Source organism: Flavobacterium arundinis (genome assembly GCF_038289855.1).
Taxonomy (GTDB): domain Bacteria; phylum Bacteroidota; class Bacteroidia; order Flavobacteriales; family Flavobacteriaceae; genus Flavobacterium; species Flavobacterium arundinis.
On the sequence record NZ_JBBYHR010000001.1, the window covers coordinates 291,520 to 308,551 of the forward strand.

At 42.6% G+C, this 17,032-nt stretch carries 19 protein-coding genes; 13 read left to right on the top strand and 6 right to left on the bottom strand.

Features of this window, described 5'->3' with window-relative positions:
* Positions 1–14: 14 nt before the first annotated feature.
* The 3 genes from AAEO56_RS01235 to AAEO56_RS01245 all read left to right on the top strand — a co-directional run bounded on the left by AAEO56_RS01235 (position 15) and on the right by AAEO56_RS01245 (position 2,006).
* Positions 15–539, top strand: a complete 525-nt coding sequence (locus AAEO56_RS01235) for a DUF7935 family protein (RefSeq protein ID WP_341695194.1) — start codon at positions 15–17, stop codon at positions 537–539.
* Between the two features lie 81 nt (positions 540–620).
* Positions 621–1,334: a phosphodiester glycosidase family protein gene (locus AAEO56_RS01240; protein WP_341695195.1), complete on the top strand. Its 714-nt coding sequence runs from the start codon at positions 621–623 to the stop codon at positions 1,332–1,334.
* Between the two features lie 66 nt (positions 1,335–1,400).
* Entirely contained in the window at positions 1,401–2,006 is a 606-nt protein-coding gene (locus AAEO56_RS01245; RefSeq protein ID WP_341695196.1) for a hypothetical protein, read from the top strand.
* A gap of 69 nt (positions 2,007–2,075) precedes the next feature.
* Here the strand turns inward: AAEO56_RS01245 and AAEO56_RS01250 are convergent, their stop codons facing one another.
* Positions 2,076–4,148: a M1 family metallopeptidase gene (locus AAEO56_RS01250; protein ID WP_341695197.1), complete on the bottom strand. Its 2,073-nt coding sequence runs from the start codon at positions 4,146–4,148 to the stop codon at positions 2,076–2,078.
* Positions 4,149–4,270: 122 nt separating this feature from the next.
* Here AAEO56_RS01250 and AAEO56_RS01255 point away from each other — a divergent pair, with 122 nt between their 5' ends.
* The gene (locus AAEO56_RS01255) at positions 4,271–6,040 is read left to right on the top strand and encodes a mechanosensitive ion channel family protein (protein WP_341695198.1); all 1,770 of its coding nucleotides are present in this window, start codon (positions 4,271–4,273) and stop codon (positions 6,038–6,040) included.
* A 50-nt stretch (positions 6,041–6,090) separates the two neighbouring features.
* Positions 6,091–6,984 carry a glycoside hydrolase family 16 protein gene (locus AAEO56_RS01260; RefSeq protein ID WP_341695199.1) on the top strand — a complete coding sequence of 298 codons (894 nt, stop codon included), beginning with the start codon at positions 6,091–6,093 and terminating at the stop codon, positions 6,982–6,984.
* A gap of 57 nt (positions 6,985–7,041) precedes the next feature.
* On the opposite strand, the gene AAEO56_RS01265 is transcribed toward AAEO56_RS01260, so the two are convergent.
* Together AAEO56_RS01265 and AAEO56_RS01270 are read right to left on the bottom strand one after the other, a co-directional pair.
* Positions 7,042–7,602, bottom strand: a complete 561-nt coding sequence (locus AAEO56_RS01265; RefSeq protein ID WP_341695200.1) for a DUF6934 family protein — start codon at positions 7,600–7,602, stop codon at positions 7,042–7,044.
* On the bottom strand, positions 7,577–7,954 hold the full coding sequence (locus tag AAEO56_RS01270) for a hypothetical protein (RefSeq protein WP_341695201.1): 378 nt from the start codon (positions 7,952–7,954) through the stop codon (positions 7,577–7,579). The genes AAEO56_RS01265 and AAEO56_RS01270 overlap by 26 nt, the downstream gene beginning before the upstream one ends.
* A 284-nt stretch (positions 7,955–8,238) precedes the next feature.
* On the opposite strand from AAEO56_RS01270, the gene AAEO56_RS01275 reads away from it, so the two are divergent.
* From AAEO56_RS01275 to smpB, 3 genes are all read left to right on the top strand, one after another.
* Positions 8,239–8,874, top strand: coding sequence for a hypothetical protein (locus AAEO56_RS01275; RefSeq protein ID WP_341695202.1), 636 nt, complete (start codon positions 8,239–8,241; stop codon positions 8,872–8,874).
* Between the two features lie 110 nt (positions 8,875–8,984).
* Positions 8,985–9,470 (top strand): SixA phosphatase family protein, encoded by a 486-nt coding sequence (locus tag AAEO56_RS01280; protein WP_341695203.1) that lies wholly within the window; start codon positions 8,985–8,987, stop codon positions 9,468–9,470.
* Positions 9,471–9,528: 58 nt separating this feature from the next.
* The gene (gene smpB, locus AAEO56_RS01285) at positions 9,529–9,984 is read left to right on the top strand and encodes an SsrA-binding protein SmpB (RefSeq protein ID WP_341695204.1); all 456 of its coding nucleotides are present in this window, start codon (positions 9,529–9,531) and stop codon (positions 9,982–9,984) included.
* 232 nt (positions 9,985–10,216) lie between these two features.
* Here the strand turns inward: smpB and AAEO56_RS01290 are convergent, their stop codons facing one another.
* From AAEO56_RS01290 to AAEO56_RS01300, 3 genes are all read right to left on the bottom strand, one after another.
* A complete protein-coding gene (locus AAEO56_RS01290; RefSeq protein WP_341695205.1) occupies positions 10,217–10,459 on the bottom strand; it encodes a hypothetical protein in 243 nt (80 codons plus the stop codon).
* Between the two features lie 12 nt (positions 10,460–10,471).
* The gene (locus AAEO56_RS01295; RefSeq protein ID WP_341695206.1) at positions 10,472–11,122 is read right to left on the bottom strand and encodes a DUF1349 domain-containing protein; all 651 of its coding nucleotides are present in this window, start codon (positions 11,120–11,122) and stop codon (positions 10,472–10,474) included.
* A 319-nt stretch (positions 11,123–11,441) separates the two neighbouring features.
* The gene (locus AAEO56_RS01300) at positions 11,442–12,089 is read right to left on the bottom strand and encodes a protein-L-isoaspartate(D-aspartate) O-methyltransferase (RefSeq protein WP_341695207.1); all 648 of its coding nucleotides are present in this window, start codon (positions 12,087–12,089) and stop codon (positions 11,442–11,444) included.
* 167 nt (positions 12,090–12,256) lie between these two features.
* Here AAEO56_RS01300 and AAEO56_RS01305 point away from each other — a divergent pair, with 167 nt between their 5' ends.
* From AAEO56_RS01305 to AAEO56_RS01325, 5 genes are all read left to right on the top strand, one after another.
* The gene (locus AAEO56_RS01305) at positions 12,257–13,231 is read left to right on the top strand and encodes a Gfo/Idh/MocA family protein (protein ID WP_341695208.1); all 975 of its coding nucleotides are present in this window, start codon (positions 12,257–12,259) and stop codon (positions 13,229–13,231) included.
* A gap of 5 nt (positions 13,232–13,236) precedes the next feature.
* On the top strand, positions 13,237–14,247 hold the full coding sequence (locus AAEO56_RS01310) for a PDDEXK nuclease domain-containing protein (protein WP_341695209.1): 1,011 nt from the start codon (positions 13,237–13,239) through the stop codon (positions 14,245–14,247).
* Positions 14,248–14,262: 15 nt separating this feature from the next.
* Entirely contained in the window at positions 14,263–15,147 is an 885-nt protein-coding gene (locus AAEO56_RS01315; protein WP_341695210.1) for a 3-hydroxyacyl-CoA dehydrogenase family protein, read from the top strand.
* A gap of 132 nt (positions 15,148–15,279) precedes the next feature.
* Complete coding sequence (locus AAEO56_RS01320; RefSeq protein ID WP_341695211.1) at positions 15,280–16,494, top strand: DUF1015 domain-containing protein; 1,215 nt, start codon at positions 15,280–15,282, stop codon at positions 16,492–16,494.
* 56 nt (positions 16,495–16,550) lie between these two features.
* A complete protein-coding gene (locus AAEO56_RS01325) occupies positions 16,551–17,030 on the top strand; it encodes a hypothetical protein (RefSeq protein WP_341695212.1) in 480 nt (159 codons plus the stop codon).
* Positions 17,031–17,032 lie beyond the last annotated feature (2 nt).

Below are 17,032 nucleotides of genomic sequence, written 5' to 3' on the forward strand. Positions count from 1 at the left end.
ACGATTTCAACAATATGGATTTCGACAAAATCATCGAGCTTTTGGCTTATACCCTGCCCGCCATTGTTACAGGGGGCGTTGCCTATTACTTTTTCAGTATGCATACCAAAAATGAGGAAGGCCGCCGGCGTTACCTCATCCATAAGGAAGCACAAAAAAATGCGCTTCCGCTTCGACTCCAGGCTTTCGAAAGGCTCGTGCTTTTCCTGGAGCGCATCAACCCGGCCAAGATACTTATCCGCTTAACACCGCATTCATCAGACAAGCATGAGTATGAGGAATACCTTGTTTCGCAGATAGAGATAGAATACGAGCACAACCTTTCGCAACAGATTTACATCTCTTCCGAAAGTTGGGATATTGTGACTACCGCCAAGAATGCAACCATACAGATGATACGCAAGGCCGCATCAGATGGTGCGATAGCCTCAGCACAGGACTTACGAGAAACAATACTAAGAAACTTGTTCGATAAACAAACGCCAAGCAGCGCTGCCATTGCACAGCTTAAGAGTGAAGTATCAGATTTGTGGAATTAGTAATTTCAAATTTCCAGAAAAATATAAAGGCATCGTAACAGATGCTTTTTTTGTTTATGTTTGATATAAAAAACGATCTCATTGAAATTATATAAGCCATTCTTATTTCTTATAATTATCCTTTCAATCGCGGGGATAATTGCCGGCGCTGCAAATGGACATGATGAAAGGTTTATCAGTTATACCGCCGAACCGGAAAGCCTTTCCATGTTTCATAAAAATAAAGCCGGGAAAAATTTTGGCAGCATCGAAAACCTGAAACAATGGCTTCTCGGGAAAAACAAAAAACTGTCCTTTGCGATGAATGGCGGAATGTATAAGCCCGACCATACTCCACAGGGATTATATATAGAAAATGGGCGGCTGCTTTCGCCTTTAGATACTTTAAGCGGCAATGGCAATTTTTATCTTAAACCGAATGGAGTATTTTATATTACAACTAAAAACAGGGCAGATATTTGTAAAACACCTGATTTTAAAAATGGTAACACATTAAAATATGCCACGCAGTCAGGGCCAATGCTAATCTCCCGCGGACAGATGCATCCCGCATTTAAAAGAGGCTCTGCAAATCTTCAGATTCGAAATGGCGTTGGTATCCTGCCGGATGGAAATGTGCATTTCGCAATGTCGAAAGAACCAATTAACTTTTATGATTTTGCCGCGTATTTCAAAAACATGGGATGTAAGAACGCCTTGTATCTTGACGGATTCGTCTCCCGGACATACTTACCTGAAGAAAACTGGCTTCAGACTGATGGCAATTTTGGCGTGATCATTGCAGTTACACAATAACAGTTATCTTTCATAAGTTTTTTAACAAACGTTTTTTTATTTAAGTTTGCCTTGTAAATCCTTACTATGAAAACTATTTTACTTATCGGCCTGTCATTGTTCTTCATTTCGGCAAAAGCGCAAAAAACACGATATGAAAATACGTCTTATGGCTTTTCTATGGATGAACCCGTAGGCTGGATTTGGGCCAATAACGATGACCTTAAACAAAACCTCCACAAGCTGGACCTTGATAATTCAAAGTTATTAAAGATCATTAGCGACCATAAGGGTTCCTTGCTGCTTATGTCGTTTTACAAATATGACCCTATGACCCACGGCGGATTGATACCAGCCATACAGGTAAACGTACGGGAAAAAAAGAATAAGGATTTTGAAGTATTTAAATCGTACGTAATTAAAAGCGCTAACAGTTTTAAAGAGCTTCATCCCGACTATGAATACATAGACGAGCCGCAGGAAATAAAGATAAATAAAGTTAAAAGCATTTACTTCAGCGGGAAATTTACCATGAAAACGCAGGCAGGCCTGGAATATAGGGTACGCAGCAAAACGTATGTAATACCACACAATGATTTTTATTTCCAGCTTACTTTTACCGACGGCGTTGTTAATGAAGATAACAGCAAAGAGTTCGATGCTTTGATAAAAAGTATTAAGATTGGGAAATAGCCTTTTAGATATTAGATTGTTGGACGTTCAGACTTTCTCGGAAAAGCAAAAATCTGAAGTTTAGAAAAATCACTTTTCTGTCAACAACCCTTCAAGCCTTTTCCTGTCGCTTTCGGGCAATGACGGCAGCAGGCTTTCAAACTGTGCCCTGTAGCCTTCTTTTTTAAGCAATCCCCTGATGCTATCTTTGGCAAACTTCACAAACTGCCATTTGTGGTGGCCGGCTGCATTTACAAGGTTTTGGAGCATAACCGGGTCGGGTTTGGCAAGATAAAGCAGGTTAGCCAATGCATTTTGCCGTACAGTGCTTTCATATTTTGGAGAGGAATATTCCTGTATTTCAGCATAGAATTTTTCCTTATCGGCAACGCGATAATCCTTTGCACCATAGGCCAGTGATAGCCAAAGAATCCGCAGGTTCTTATCGTTGAAGCCTACCCATCCGTTCGATTTATCCAGGAATTCGGCCTGCCTTTCGGGAAATTTACTGCAAAGGATGTTCAGTGCAATCTCTTTAGTGATGTACGAATTGTCATTAAGCAGCGTGATATATTCTTCAACAAAATCTTTAGGGATTGTAGTTACGGTACGCGCTACTGCCTGTCGCAACCTTATATCGCCTGTTTTCATGGCATAGCGCACCAGTTCTGCTTTTTCTTCAAAAGGGACTTCAGCCGTCTGGAAAATCACTTCTTCTTTGACAGGATAAAACTGGTCGGATTGCAGTATTTGCAGGTATATGGGTTTCTTTTCAGCAAAGCGCTTATCAGACAAGTCGCCCAATTTCAGGTACAGCTGCATAAATTCATTCTTATTAAGTAACGATAACGCCTCGTTTACCTCGAAGCCACCTTTTTCAAGCCAACGCTTTCTAAAAGCATTGGTATCATAGGATGAAACTTTGTTAATCTCTGCAAGGAAATTATCGGTTGTCACATTCTTAAAACCGTACTTCTCAAGGTAATTTTTTACGGCAGTGCGAAAGGTCTCATGTCCCACTCCCTCGCGAAGCACATGCAGCGCCCATGCCCCTTTTTGGTAAAATGACAGCACGCTTGCTTTTTCATTCATCACCGGAATGGTATCGGTCTTTGCAGCCTGCTGGAGGCGTTCGGCCATTTGGTAAAGCTCATAATTGAAATGATCTTCGCCATAAAGTTCCTTCTCAGCAAGAAGCGCATAATAGGTGGCAAAGCCCTCCTGGAGCCAGTGATGCTTTCCGCTTTCGGCAGTGATAAGGTCGCCAAACCACTGGTGGGCCAGTTCGTGTGCATTGACATTAATATAAGTACGGTCATTAAACCCGGTTTCATCCACCACAAAATCCTGTGCAAAAATGGTCGATGTTGTATTCTCCATTCCTGCATACAGAAAGTCGAGCACCGGCACCTGGCGGTAAATGCCCCAGGGATATTTAACACCTATTTCTTTCTCCAAAAAATCAAATATCCGTTTGCTGTCACGGTAGGTCGGTCCGTATTTATCAAGGTCTTCATGGCGGAGGTAATATTCAAGCGGCGTACCGGATGCGGATAATTCCGATTGCTTATCAAATGTCCCGATGGCAAGCATCACGAGATAGCTGCTCATAGGCTTTTCCATTTCGTAATGCCAATTTTGCTGGATACCTTCTTTCGATCTGTCTTTTAATTGACCATTGGCCAACACAGTATAACCATCAGGATAAAGTACCGTCATATTGAAAACAACTTTCTCATTCACGTCGTCAAAGCTTGGGAGCCAGTGGCTGGTGTACTTGCCCTGCCCCTGTGTCCATATCTGGTCGCGGGTGCCATCCTTTACAAAATATAGCGTTTGCTTTGGCTGTGCTTCATAATTGAACTCCACAGTATTTTTTCCTTTCTTATAGTCTCTGTAAAGCTTTAAGGCAGTCGCCGAAGCAGCCCATCCTGTTTTTCTTTTGCCGTTCACTTTCACGTCGCTAAATTTCATATTGCGGGCATCGATGTAAATGGTATCCGTTTTTTTGTCGAATACTTCAAACGTATAGCGAACACGGCCCATTACCTTTTTTTGAGGTACGTCGAATGACAGGCTCGCATCCATGGTTTTGAAGTCGACTTTCTTCGTTTGTTGGGCAAAAGTGAAAGCAGATATAAATAGAAAAAAGAAATATCTCATATAATGAACAGGATTTCCACAAAACTAAACAATTAACGCCATTTTATTTTCAGAATATAACGTTAAATAGCATCCATTCCCCTTATGGATTTTTTAATTTTAATGCTGAAAAATCGTACATTATGGCTACCCATCGCTACAAAAATCTATACTTCATATTATTCCTGTTACTGGCAAATTTTACAGCCAGTGCACAACTTCTTAGCGGAACATCTCAAAAAGCGGCAGATGCGGTTACCGAAACACCTAATGACTCACTCGGGAGGCGCACTCCACGCGGGACTGTTGAAGGTTTTATCAGTGCCATTGGTAAAGCCGATTATGTAAAGGCCAGCCAGTATCTCGAACTCACAAAACGCACCTACCGTAAAGAGGCCGAGCGCATCCGTATTGTAAACATTTTCCAGAAGCTGCTTGACCAAAGTGGCGATATACAGCCTTATGGTTTTATCAGCAATAAAGAAACCGGGCGTACCGATGAAGAAAACATTGCCGAGGGCAGCGACCTCATCGGTACGATCACTGCTGCGGGTGAAACCATTAACCTTATGGTAAAAAACACTGCCGCACCCGACCAGCCGGCCCTGTGGCAATTTTCTGCAGAGACTGTTGACGATGTACTTAGTGTTAACGTAGACAATGACCTTATCATCGATAAAGTGTTACCCGATGTGCTGAAAGAACGACGTCTGGGAGGTGTTCCCGTTGGGCATTGGCTGGCTGTGGTGGTTCTTATTATGGTAGCCTATATGGCAGCATGGGCGATCATCGCATTTCTGAGCCTGATCATACACCTGCTTTGGAAAAAAGCAAAAGAAGAGAAAACAGCTCTTGTTATAAAAGCTTTTGAGCTGCCTTTCCGGTTGTATTTTACTATTTGGATATTTATTGTACTCTCTCAGGAGGTAGGCATTTCTATAATTGTGCGGCAGCGGTTCAGTGTAATAACCGTAACCATAGGCATTGTCTCAATACTTATGCTGTTGTGGCGCATTGCCGACCTGGTAAGCATTTACACTAAAAACAGGATGACCCTGAGCAAGCGTGTCTCTGCCATATCTGTAATAATGTTCCTGAGGCGTACATCAAAAGTTGCTATAGTGATTTTCGGTATTATAGCCGTATTGGGCGCATTAGGCGTAGACGTAACCGCCGGAATTGCCGCGCTGGGTATTGGCGGTATCGCACTGGCATTGGGTGCCCAAAAGACCATGGAAAATTTTGTGGGCAGTGTTACCCTCGTTACCGACCAGCCCATACGTGTAGGCGATTTCTGTAAGATCGGGGATATTTCGGGTACGGTAGAATCTATCGGGATGCGGAGTACACGGCTGCGCACTCCCTCACGTACTATTGTCACCATTCCAAATGGAGATTTTGCCTCCAGCAAAATAGAGAACTTTGCCCACCGCGACAGGTTCTTTTTTAATCCTTCGTTTTATTTCAGGATAGAAACAACACCCGACCAGATGCGGTTCTTATTGGTGGAACTGAGGGCAATATTGTATTCGCATCCTAAAGTACTCAACACACCTCCTATCGTGCGGTTTACAGGTATTCATTCAAGTTCACTAAAAGTAGATATCACTTCGTATGTGGAAGCGCCCAACTGGGATACCGCACAGGAAATACACGAAGACCTGTTGCTGCGCATGATGGATATTGTAATAAAAAGTGGTACGTTCTTCGCCATTCCTACGCAAATGGGCTACACCCCGAAAGATCTTTATGATTTTGATAAAGCTGCTGCTGCATCCGATACCGTGCAGGGATGGCAGGAAAATGGTGAAATGCAGCTGCCGAGGTTTGACCCTGCGCATGTCGAAAAAATAAAAGGCACTATTAAATACCCGCCGGAGGGAAGTGTGGTAAAGGAAAATCCGGACAGGTAAATTTCTAACCAAATTATTTTTATATTGGTCATACCAAAAAAACATCTGTTATGACCAATAGATTTAAACTGCTGCCATTGAGCGCAGCAATTTTCGCATTGTCGGTTTCCTGTGCTAAAAAGGAAGATCCGGTTAAGCATTCTTCCTCAAAAGAAAAAACATCGGATAAAAAAGAAAACGTCGTTTTCTTCGATGACTTTTCAGGTACCGCTATCGATACCGCCAACTGGACACCGCGCACCGATGTGTTTGTAAACAATGAGCAGCAGGCGTATGCAGATTCCTCTGCAACACTTTATCTGGACAAAAAAATTGAAGGCGCGGAGAATGGCGCACTTATGATAAAAGCGCTGTACAGCCCAGAGTATCTTGCGGAGAATGGGAAGAAGTTCGACTTTATATCGGGGCGGATGGATTCGCGCGGGAAAAAGCAATTTACTTACGGCACGATGGCCGCACGGATAAAAATGCCTCCCGGGAGCGGCTACTGGCCTGCCTTCTGGGCATTGGGCGCACAGGGTAACTGGCCCGATTGCGGCGAAATAGATATCATGGAATATGTTGGCGAGCCCGACTGGATAGGCTGCGCCATGCACGGGCCCGGTTATTTTGGTGACACCCACCTTGTGAATAAAGTTTACCTCGATGGTACTGACGTTTCCGACTGGCATATTTATTCGGTGGACTGGACAAAAGACCAGCTGCTTTTTAAAGTTGACGGCAAGCTGTTTTACCGTGTTACCAAACCGATTGTAAACAATTATGGCCCATGGGTTTTCGATAAGCCGCATTTCCTTATCCTGAATTTTGCACTTGGCGGTGCCTATCCTGCCAAGATCAACGGGGTGAAAACGCCATATAATGGTATCCCGCAGAGTACCGTGGATGATATTAAAAAGGGAAATGCAAAGGTATATGTGGATTGGGTGAAGGTGACTAAATAGACTTTAGATTTTAGATTGTTGGATTGTTAGACCGCACAAATTATTCGCAAAGAATCCTTACCGTCTCTTAATAAAAAAGCCTTCAACATTAGCTTTTAAGTCAAAAGGTACATTGACAAGCTGGCCTTTCGCATTGTGGACTGCGCCAAAAAGGTGAAACGTTTTTGAGACGAGATTATAATTTTTGGATAATGCCATTCGGTACAGGCGCATCTTAGCGGGATCACTGCTGCCAAAGAGGACATAGGACTTTGGATGGGCTTCTGTAAAGGCGTGCATTGAACGGAATACTGTAGCCAAAATCATCTGGAGGTCGGCATTGCCGTTTGTAGAAGTATCATCGATCTCAAGCTCGCCCGTTTCAGCGTTATTAGAAATGATAGTGCCAAAGCCAAGATTGTAGACATCCTTATTCAGGGTCGGCGTGTATTTGATGGCTTTAGGTATCCTGCCGTACGCACCGGTACTCACAAACCCAAAGACGGTAAAATCGGCATTGGAGGACAGTTCATATTTGGGACGCTTCATGGGCAATGATACGGCTTTATTACCAATGGGCAATGCCGTGGTGAATAGGGGGATTTTTATTACATCAGAGATACTTATCAATAATCTCAAAGTCCTCATATTTTACGGCAACCGCTTCCATCCGGATAACCTGGAAGTCGAAGCCTGCACTTTCAATAACGGGGAGGTAATTATCGGCCTGTACTTCAAAAGCAACACCCCAAGCATCGTCTTCATTGTATATCTGGTCGGTCTCTATTAATAAAACGGTTTTGTATTTTGCGATGGTATGCAGTTGTTTTTCGGGGATAAGCGGTTTATCGGCAAGCATCATGATCTTTGCAGTCCTTTCTGTGATCGACTCCACCATTGCACTCCTTAATTTTTCGGAATGCTCGGGCAATGCGAGTTCGCGTCCGCCGGGTATTAAAAAGAGTGTGGTTTTTGGGGTATTCTTTTGCATTATGCCTTTATTTAAAGCGAAATTAAGCGATGCGTGCCCAATTGCGAAGCAGATTAACATTCCGTAAGGAATGTTGGGAGTTCAGGGTTTTGAGCTCAGTGTTGCCGGTTGGCACTCACTATGGCTGTTTAGCTCTGATAGAGCCGATATCCTGCGAGGCACGAAGCAGATAAAGGCGATATCCCGCCAATACGGGACAGAACAGGAACGGCGCCTGCAAAAATGCACCTGCTCTTCCGCTCCTGCCAAAAAAATCCTTATTTTCGTGAAAACCAAACCACACTATGAAAAAAATACTCTTACTACTTATGTTGATGCCTTTTATGGCATTCGCCGAATTCTATCCCGGTACGATAACTTTCAACAACGGCGCTACTAAAACCGGCCTTATTGAAGAGCCAAGCGGGAAGCTGAGCAAATTAAAATTCAAAGCTGATGAAAAGGCGAAGGAAGAAAAATTCAAAACTGAGGAAATAAAAAGCTTTCAGATGGCCAATGCTGATGGCGTTACGGAAGACTATGTCACGATCATTCTGGGCAACAATAAGATCCTGAACCCAAAGTCGTTTAACCTTGATTCTAAAAAATCGGTGGCAAGGATCATAAAAAAAGGAAGGATCACGATTTATGGCGTGCGTTTCCTGAAAGGCTCCCTGAGCGGGAACAGCATGGCAGGGATGAACAATACACGCTATCAGTCGGAAGCTTATTATATGCAGCGCGGCGACGAGGATTTTGCCTTCGCGATAGGCATTTGGCAGTCGGACCTGAATTTTATGACCGGGTTTAACCTGTACCAGGTAGTGGATTTCAACTTTAAAGAAACCTGCCCGCAATTTGTGGAGGAGCTGAAAAAAGCCGACCTGAAAAATACGGAGTTTGCCAGGATAGTGGATATTTATGAAGCGACTTGTAAGTAGATTTTTGGATTGTTAGATTGGTAGATATTAGATTTTTAGACTGCAAGACCAAACCTTGTAACTTACAGAAGCTTTTGCTACTAATTACTAACAGACGAAAAGAATATTTTATGAAAAGCCTCTACATTATTGTAACATTATTGTTTATGACGATAACATCCGCTCAGGACACTTATACTACGATCTACCTGATTCGCCATGCGGAAAAGGCTGATACCACTGCCGATACCCACCTCTCGGAAGCCGGGAAGGAGCGCGCAACACGCTGGATTGAGTACCTTGTTGCCAACCGGATTGATGCCATATACGCAACACCCTACAACCGTACACGGGAAACGGCACAACCGCTGGCAGATGCCCTGAAGATGAAGGTTATCGAATATGGACCACGCGAAATGGACCTGGCTGCCATCATAAAAAAACATGAAAATGGCGCTGTAGTTATCGTTGGCCACAGTAACACCATTCCCGGTTACATAAACCGCCTGACAGGTAAAAACGAGTACAACGATATCCCCGAGGACGAATTTGGCCGGTTGTATATCGTGAATGTTGAGAACGGAAAGGTAGTTGATGTGAAAATTGAAGAATTGTAACTGCAAGTCCAATTATCATGTTGCGGCTTTAAACTATTATGTGTAATTTTGCACCCCTATGCAAAAAACGGTTAACATACTAAACAAAAGAGCCCGGTTCGATTATGAGATACTGGAACGCTATGACGCAGGCATTGTGCTGGCCGGCTCTGAGATAAAATCCATCCGTTTGGGCAAGGCCTCTATTGCCGAAAGCTTTTGCGAATTCCACGGCCATGAGCTGTTTGCCATCAATACCAACATCGAGGAATATGCCTTTAGCCGTAGCTTTAGCCATGCACCAAAAAGCGAGCGCAAATTGCTGCTCAACAAAAAGGAATTAAAAAGCCTTTTAAAAAGTGTGCAGAACCAGGGGCTTACTATAGTCCCACTAAGAATGTTCACCAACGAAAAAGGAATAGCCAAACTGGAGATAGGCCTTTGCCGCGGTAAGAAAAACTACGACAAGCGCGAAACAATGAAGGAGCGCGATAGTAAAAGGGATATTGACAGGATAAAAAAGATATATAAGTAATTACAACTAAAATTCTCCAAAACTCTTCAAAACGTTCCTACTCATATCCTCATTGTGCCAAAGCTCAATTTTATAATAGTCATTGTCTGTATCATTAGTAAAATCGTATTCTTCTACGCTGGAAAAATTAGAACCATACACACGCATCCTGTATTTACCTGGGGTCAACTTTATAAACAATTGCACCTGTCTATTAGGGCAATCTAAAATTTGTAATTCTCCTGATGCAATATTAATTCCTCCCTCTACGATATGATTTTAAAATATCAAAAGGGGCGTCCAAAATTTCTATTTCTCCTTTGACATTGCCATAGCAATACGTGCCAATGGCAATAATTCCATTATGCATAGCTAATCTGCTATTGAATGCTTCTCCAGACCATAAATCTTCTGAATCCAGAGACTTTATTTCTTTATCTTCAAGATAAAACTGATTATAAGAAGTGTTGAAATTAAAATAGTATTTACTCATCATATTTAATCTATATTACTCCTTATGCTCCTCCAGCCATTCCAGCCTCCTTTGATCCGGCAGGTGCTTTACAGAGAAATTCTCGAATTTTGCTTCAAAGCCATTGCCATCCGGGCATGCTGCCATCAGTCCTACCATAACCGGGGTATTATCCTGTAGCGGTGCATTGCGGGTCATGATATACGTCTTGTCGTCGTAGGAATAAAATACCTCAACCGCATCAAGCCTGCGTACTACTTTTATCCAGATGAACGGCGGGGCTTTATCAAGGGTCGTCACGCTCCAGTCGCTCTTATCGTGTGTCACCACCGTACTGATATTGAATTTGCCATCGACAAACTCAACGCCAGTTTTTATATAGTTCTTCTGGTCGATACGCAGCATCAGCCCCATTTGGTCGAAACGTGCTTTGTAGGCGCCGGTTATCTTTACTTTGGCCTCAAACTCGCCGCCGTAGGTTGTATAATAAAATGGCGCATCGTCAACGGTAAAGCCATAATGGGAGATCCTCCAGTAATCGCTCTTTGGGGTTACCTGCATGATGAGGCTTTTGTCTTTTATCTGCCATTGTGCCGGTTCATTGAACCACTGCATTTTTTCAAGGCTTTGTGCGGATGTGAATTGAGAAGCCAGCAAAATGGCAAATCCTGTAAATAGATGTTTCATTGGTAAAAGGTTGATATTTCAAAGATAGGAAGTATATGCAAATAATCTTACTAATTGGATATTTTAGATAATTATATCGTCAGACGTTGCAATGCAACGCCTCTACATCAGAAATGACAGTATTTTCAAGGAGAGAGAAATCAATAAAGATTTAAGTTACCATTTCTTTTTTAACCACATAGCCACATAGCCTTGCTAAAGTATGTAAAGTTCAATAGAGCAACTCATAGTTTGAAGCTTCGCTTCATCTATGTGCGTGTATGTTTTCTCCACTGGAATGAGGGCCTATAAAATCTATGTATCTATGTGGTAATAAATATCAATTCTTATTCTCCAACAGCGGCACAAACCGGAAGTTCCCTAACTCGTGCTTTTCAAATTGGGTTTCGGTTTTCCTCACCAGCAGCGTCATTATCTGTGCCTCATTTTCGCCTCCCACGGGTATCACAAGCCTGCCTCCAATTTTCAGCTGTGCCATAAGCGGTTTGGGGATCATTGGGGCTCCTGCTGTAACGATAATGCTGTCGAAGGGCGCGTAATTAGGCAGGCCCTTATAACCATCGCCAAAGGATAGGTGCTTAGGGCGAATGCCTAATTTCGGTAATAGCAGCGATGTGGATTTAAACAGCTCATTCTGCCTTTCGATGCTGTACACCTTCGCGCCCATGGTACACAATACGGCAGTCTGGTAACCCGACCCGGTGCCTATTTCCAATACTTTATGGTCTTTTTCCACCTCAAGTAATTGTGATTGAAAAGCCACAGTATAGGGCTGCGAAATGGTTTGCCCGGCGCCTATCGGGAAGGCCTTATCCTGATAGGCGTAATCCTCGAACGACGAATTGAGGAACAGGTGCCTCGGTATCTTGCTGATGGCAGCCAATACATTTTTATCGGTAATGCCTTTTTGTTCCAAAACGCTTACCAACTGATTGCGAAGTCCCTGATGTTTGCCTGTATCCTTCAATTCCTGCTTATATTAGTTGCCGTAAAAATAGAAAACATTTTTGGTATTTGCAGGGCAAAAAACACGATGCGGCACATTAATAATTCAATAAATTTAAAGCGGTTTTTTGGTGGCTGTTTTTGGATTATCAAACCAAATAATGCTATTTTTGTTAAAAATATATACTTATGCTTAAAGTTGGCGTATTAGGCGCGGGGCATCTCGGAAAGATCCACCTGCGTTTGCTCAACCAGTCTGAAAAATATGAGCTTGTGGGCTTTTTTGACCCTAACAGCGACAATGCCGATAAGGTTTCCAACGAATTCGGCTACAGGAAATTCGATACCATTGCCGAACTTATTGCCGCGGTAGATGTCGTAGACATTGTTACCCCCACCCTTTCGCACCACGATTGTGCTAAAGAAGCTATCATGGCGGGCAAGCACGTATTTGTTGAAAAACCCATTTCGAACACCGTTGAAGAGGCAGAAGAAATCATGCTGCTTGCCAAAACACATAACGTCAAAGGGCAGGTGGGCCATGTGGAGCGCTTCAATCCTGCTTTCATCGCGACAAAGCACATGATAGAGAACCCAATGTTCATAGAAACGCACCGCCTTGCGGAATTCAATCCAAGGGGAACTGATGTTCCTGTGGTTCTTGACCTAATGATACACGACATTGATGTGATATTGAGCGTGGTAAAATCGCCTGTGAAAAATATTAATGCCAGTGGGGTATCTGTTATCAGTGATACGCCGGATATTGCTAATGCCCGTATCGAGTTTGAGAACGGCTGTGTGGCAAACCTTACTTCTAGCCGTATTTCGATGAAGAACATGCGCAAATCGAGGTTCTTCCAGAAGGATGCGTATATCTCTGTTGACTTTCTTGATAAAATATGCGAAGTCGTGAAAATGAAAGATGCTCCTGAAGTACCCGGCGATTTCGATATGATACTACAGAATGCTGAAGGCGTTAAAAAACAAATCTATTTCGATAACCCTGATGTTCATGCCAATAACGCTATCCTCGATGAGTTGGAAACATTTGCCGATGCTATTAATAACGACACTACCCCTGTGGTAACGTTGGAAGATGGAACTGAGGCGTTACGGATTGCGTACAGAATCATTGAGGCTTCGAAGAATAATTTGAAATAAAAAACGTGCTTCAGGACAAAACCCTCATTGACGAAATAAAAAAACTAATCGCCTCAGCGAGGGAAACGACTATACGTTCTGTTGATTTCCAGCGTACTTTATTATATTGGCATATTGGTGAGCGTATGTTTAATGAGGAACAGAAAGGAAAAGAGCGCGCTGATTATGGGACATATCTTGTAAAACATCTTTCTGAAGCCTTACAGCCTGAATTTGGTAGTGGGTTTTCATATCGAAATTTAAATTGGTATCGACAGTTTTACAAAACTTTTCCAATTGTGTCTGCACTGCGGACACAATTGAGTTGGACTCATTATAAGACACTTATAGGCTTTGATGATAAAGATAAAATAGACTACTACATCGCTGAAACCGTTAAAAATAATTGGTCGGTAAGGCAGATGGAGCGCCAGGTAAACAGCCAGCTTTTTGAACGGTTGCTACTTAGTAATGATAAGGAAAGTGTTTTGGCTGTAGCCCGAAACGAGCAACTGCCCACAAGGCCTGAAGAGATTATTAAAGACCCAATGGTCTTGGAGTTTTTAGGGCTTCGCCGTGAAAGCGCCTATTATGAAAAAGACCTTGAACAGGCAATAATCACACATTTACAGGATTTTCTTTTAGAGTTGGGTAATGGATTTTCATTCGTAGCACGCCAAAAAAGGATACATCTCGAGGGCGATGATTTTTTTATAGACCTCGTCTTTTACAATAGGTTACTGCAATGCTTTGTACTTTTCGAAATCAAAACACATAAATTGACCCATGAGGACATCGGGCAGTTGCAGATGTATGTGAATTATTTTGATAGGGTTGAAAAAGTGGAACATGAAAAACCTACAATAGGCGTACTCCTCTGTGCCGATAAAAACAATGCTGTCGTGAGATTTTCATTGCCTGAAGACAATAAAACAATTTTGGCAAGCCAGTATAAGGTAATACTTCCAACAGAAGAGCAATTACTGAATGAAATAAAAAAAGAAATAGATCTTATAAACGAACAACAAACAAACTAAACTATATATCTAAAAATGAAAAACATAGCTGTAATAGGTGCGGGCACTATGGGCAACGGTATCGCCCATACTTTCGCGCAAAGCGGGTTCAACGTTAAGCTTATTGATGTATCTGAAAAATCACTGGATAAAGGGATGGCTACCATTGCGTCTAACCTTGACAGGATGGTTGCGAAAGGCTCGATTACCGAGGAAGACAAAGCGAAAACCATCGGCAATATCATTACCTATACCGACATTAAGGACGGTGTGGTAAACGTTGACCTTGTTGTCGAAGCCGCTACCGAAAACGTAGACCTTAAGCTAAAAATATTCAGGGACCTGAACGAGTTTTGCGAAGAGAAAACCATACTGGCTACAAATACCTCTTCTATCTCGATCACGCAGATCGCAGCAGTAACGACCAGGCAGGACAAGGTGATAGGGATGCACTTTATGAACCCGGTGCCTATCATGAAACTGGTAGAGATCATTCGTGGCTACAACACCTCGGACGAAGTGACCAAAACCATTATGGAGCTTTCTGAAAAATTAGGTAAAGTACCTGTGGAAGTGAATGACTACCCGGGATTTGTGGCCAACCGTATCCTGATGCCGATGATCAATGAGGCGATTGAGACATTGTATAATGGTGTTGCAGGTGTTTACGAGATCGATACGGTAATGAAGCTTGGTATGGCGCACCCTATGGGTCCGCTGCAGTTGGCCGACTTCATAGGCCTGGACGTATGCCTTTCAATCCTGAATGTAATGTACGACGGCTTTAAAAATCCGAAATATGCCCCATGCCCGTTATTGGTAAACATGGTACGCGCCGGTAAACTTGGCGTGAAGAGCGGCGAAGGGTTCTATGACTATTCGGAAAGCAAGAAGGCTGAGAAAGTAGCTTACAAGAAGTAGTTTTAAGTCACAGTTACAGTCACTATACCTATAACCTGCAAGGTTTCCAAAACCTTGTAGGTTTGATGCATTATCTCATCTCTAACTTAACAAGACCTACAAGGTTTTGGAAACCTTGCAGGTCGGCAGCATATGGCAAAAATAGTCCCTTTTAAAGCAGTACGCCCGGCACGCGATAAAGTGGGCCTGGTAACTTCGCGTTCATATGACGAATACAGCCCGGCCGAGCTCGCCTCGCAACTGGACTACAATCCGTTTTCATTCCTGCATGTGCTGAATCCGGCGTATGTAAACCAGCTGAAGATATCGAGTGCAACACGATTTAAGGCGGTGCGGACAAGGTATAAGGAATTTAAAGAAGAGCAGGTACTGCAAAAAGAAGCCCAGCCCGTTTTTTATCTTTACGAGATACATAGCAAAAACCGGGTTTACACTGGCATAATAGCGGGTACAGCCATAGATGATTATAAAAATAATGTCATCAAAAAGCACGAGGATACCCTGCCCTACCGGGTTGAATATTTTAAGGACTACCTGCACCAGACAGGATTTAATACTGAACCTGTGCTGGTTACTTATCCGGAAAATCCGGAAATTGAAACCTGGATTGCTACCAGAAAACACAAGCGCCCATTATACCTTTTCTCCTCCCTGAACCGCGATAAGCACACACTGTGGCGGATAAAGGATGAGGAAGAGATACAATGGCTTATTGAGAAATTCGGGGCGATGGAAAGCCTCTATATTGCTGACGGCCACCACCGGTCGGCTTCAGCGGAGATGCTGTATGAGGACGATAAGGCTTCAGGTAATGAGAACCTGAATTATTTTATGAGCTTCCTTATTTCGGAAACTGACCTTAAAATATACGAATACAACCGCATCATCCACGACCTGAACGGCTTATCGAAAAGCCAGTTCCTGAAAGCGCTTTCTACAGATTTTAACATTGAAAATAAAGGCCAGCAGCTGTGGAAGCCGGAATCAAAATTCCAGTTCGGAATGTATCTTGACGGGGATTTTTATGCACTTTACCTGAAAAACACTACCTTTAATTCGGTTGCCGAAGCACTGGACGCACAAATACTTTATGACAGGGTGCTACAGCCGCTTTTGGGCATCACCGATCTGCGCAACGATAGCCGCATTGAGTACATTCCCGGAAGCAAGCCCGTAACTGTAATAAAGCAAATGGTAGACGAAGGTGAATATGAGGTTGGGTTTACGCTCTTCCCCGCGAGTATTGAGGAGATTAAACACCTGGCCGACAATAACCTTATCATGCCGCCGAAGAGCACTTACATTGAACCAAAGTTCCGAAGCGGGCTAGTGGTTTATGAGATATAGAATTTTAGATTGTCAGATATTGGGTTGTTAGATTCCTAAACTTTATGAATTTCAATATGAAAACCTTATCCTTTTTAGTTATTTTATTTGCTTTAAAAAGTTTCGGTCAATCTAATCGCGACCAAACTCTTAAAGTTATTGACAGCTTATGTAATACCTATATTCCTAAAGCACCCTTATGCACTGCCTTTGCATACGGGAGATCATTAAGTGCAATAGAAACCAAATTGGCTTACATCCGAAAAGATAATACAGTAGATGTAAGTTGTACTGATGACAGAACGATTGATAGACAGGCTATTTTGAAGATCGCTTTTAATAGCGATGTTGTAGAAGGAAAGAAATTCCGGCATTCGAAATTGGAAATATATTATAATGATGGACAACCTTTTTATGTCAGAATAAAGACGAAATCGTCGAGCTGGTTCCGTAAAAACAGAGAATATGAATTTTCGTATGTGAATAATGAATTTCCTAAACATATTGATTCCTCTACAAGAAAATTACTTGCATCGCATTTTAAAGAATTACCCTAATT

Excerpts from the sequence above, each read along its gene's own strand:
- AAEO56_RS01270 (WP_341695201.1), bottom strand. The coding sequence starts at position 7,954 with ATGCAAAAGAATACCCCAAAAACCACACTCTTTTTAATACCCGGCGGA.
- AAEO56_RS01250 (WP_341695197.1), bottom strand. The coding sequence starts at position 4,148 with ATGAGATATTTCTTTTTTCTATTTATATCTGCTTTCACTTTTGCCCAA.
- AAEO56_RS01320 (WP_341695211.1), top strand. The coding sequence starts at position 15,280 with ATGGCAAAAATAGTCCCTTTTAAAGCAGTACGCCCGGCACGCGATAAA.
- AAEO56_RS01290 (WP_341695205.1), bottom strand. The coding sequence starts at position 10,459 with ATGATGAGTAAATACTATTTTAATTTCAACACTTCTTATAATCAGTTT.
- AAEO56_RS01275 (WP_341695202.1), top strand. The coding sequence starts at position 8,239 with ATGAAAAAAATACTCTTACTACTTATGTTGATGCCTTTTATGGCATTC.
- AAEO56_RS01245 (WP_341695196.1), top strand. The coding sequence starts at position 1,401 with ATGAAAACTATTTTACTTATCGGCCTGTCATTGTTCTTCATTTCGGCA.
- AAEO56_RS01325 (WP_341695212.1), top strand. The coding sequence starts at position 16,551 with ATGAAAACCTTATCCTTTTTAGTTATTTTATTTGCTTTAAAAAGTTTC.
- smpB (WP_341695204.1), top strand. The coding sequence starts at position 9,529 with ATGCAAAAAACGGTTAACATACTAAACAAAAGAGCCCGGTTCGATTAT.
- AAEO56_RS01255 (WP_341695198.1), top strand. The coding sequence starts at position 4,271 with ATGGCTACCCATCGCTACAAAAATCTATACTTCATATTATTCCTGTTA.
- AAEO56_RS01260 (WP_341695199.1), top strand. The coding sequence starts at position 6,091 with ATGACCAATAGATTTAAACTGCTGCCATTGAGCGCAGCAATTTTCGCA.
- AAEO56_RS01280 (WP_341695203.1), top strand. The coding sequence starts at position 8,985 with ATGAAAAGCCTCTACATTATTGTAACATTATTGTTTATGACGATAACA.
- AAEO56_RS01315 (WP_341695210.1), top strand. The coding sequence starts at position 14,263 with ATGAAAAACATAGCTGTAATAGGTGCGGGCACTATGGGCAACGGTATC.
- AAEO56_RS01235 (WP_341695194.1), top strand. The coding sequence starts at position 15 with ATGGATTTCGACAAAATCATCGAGCTTTTGGCTTATACCCTGCCCGCC.
- AAEO56_RS01305 (WP_341695208.1), top strand. The coding sequence starts at position 12,257 with ATGCTTAAAGTTGGCGTATTAGGCGCGGGGCATCTCGGAAAGATCCAC.
- AAEO56_RS01295 (WP_341695206.1), bottom strand. The coding sequence starts at position 11,122 with ATGAAACATCTATTTACAGGATTTGCCATTTTGCTGGCTTCTCAATTC.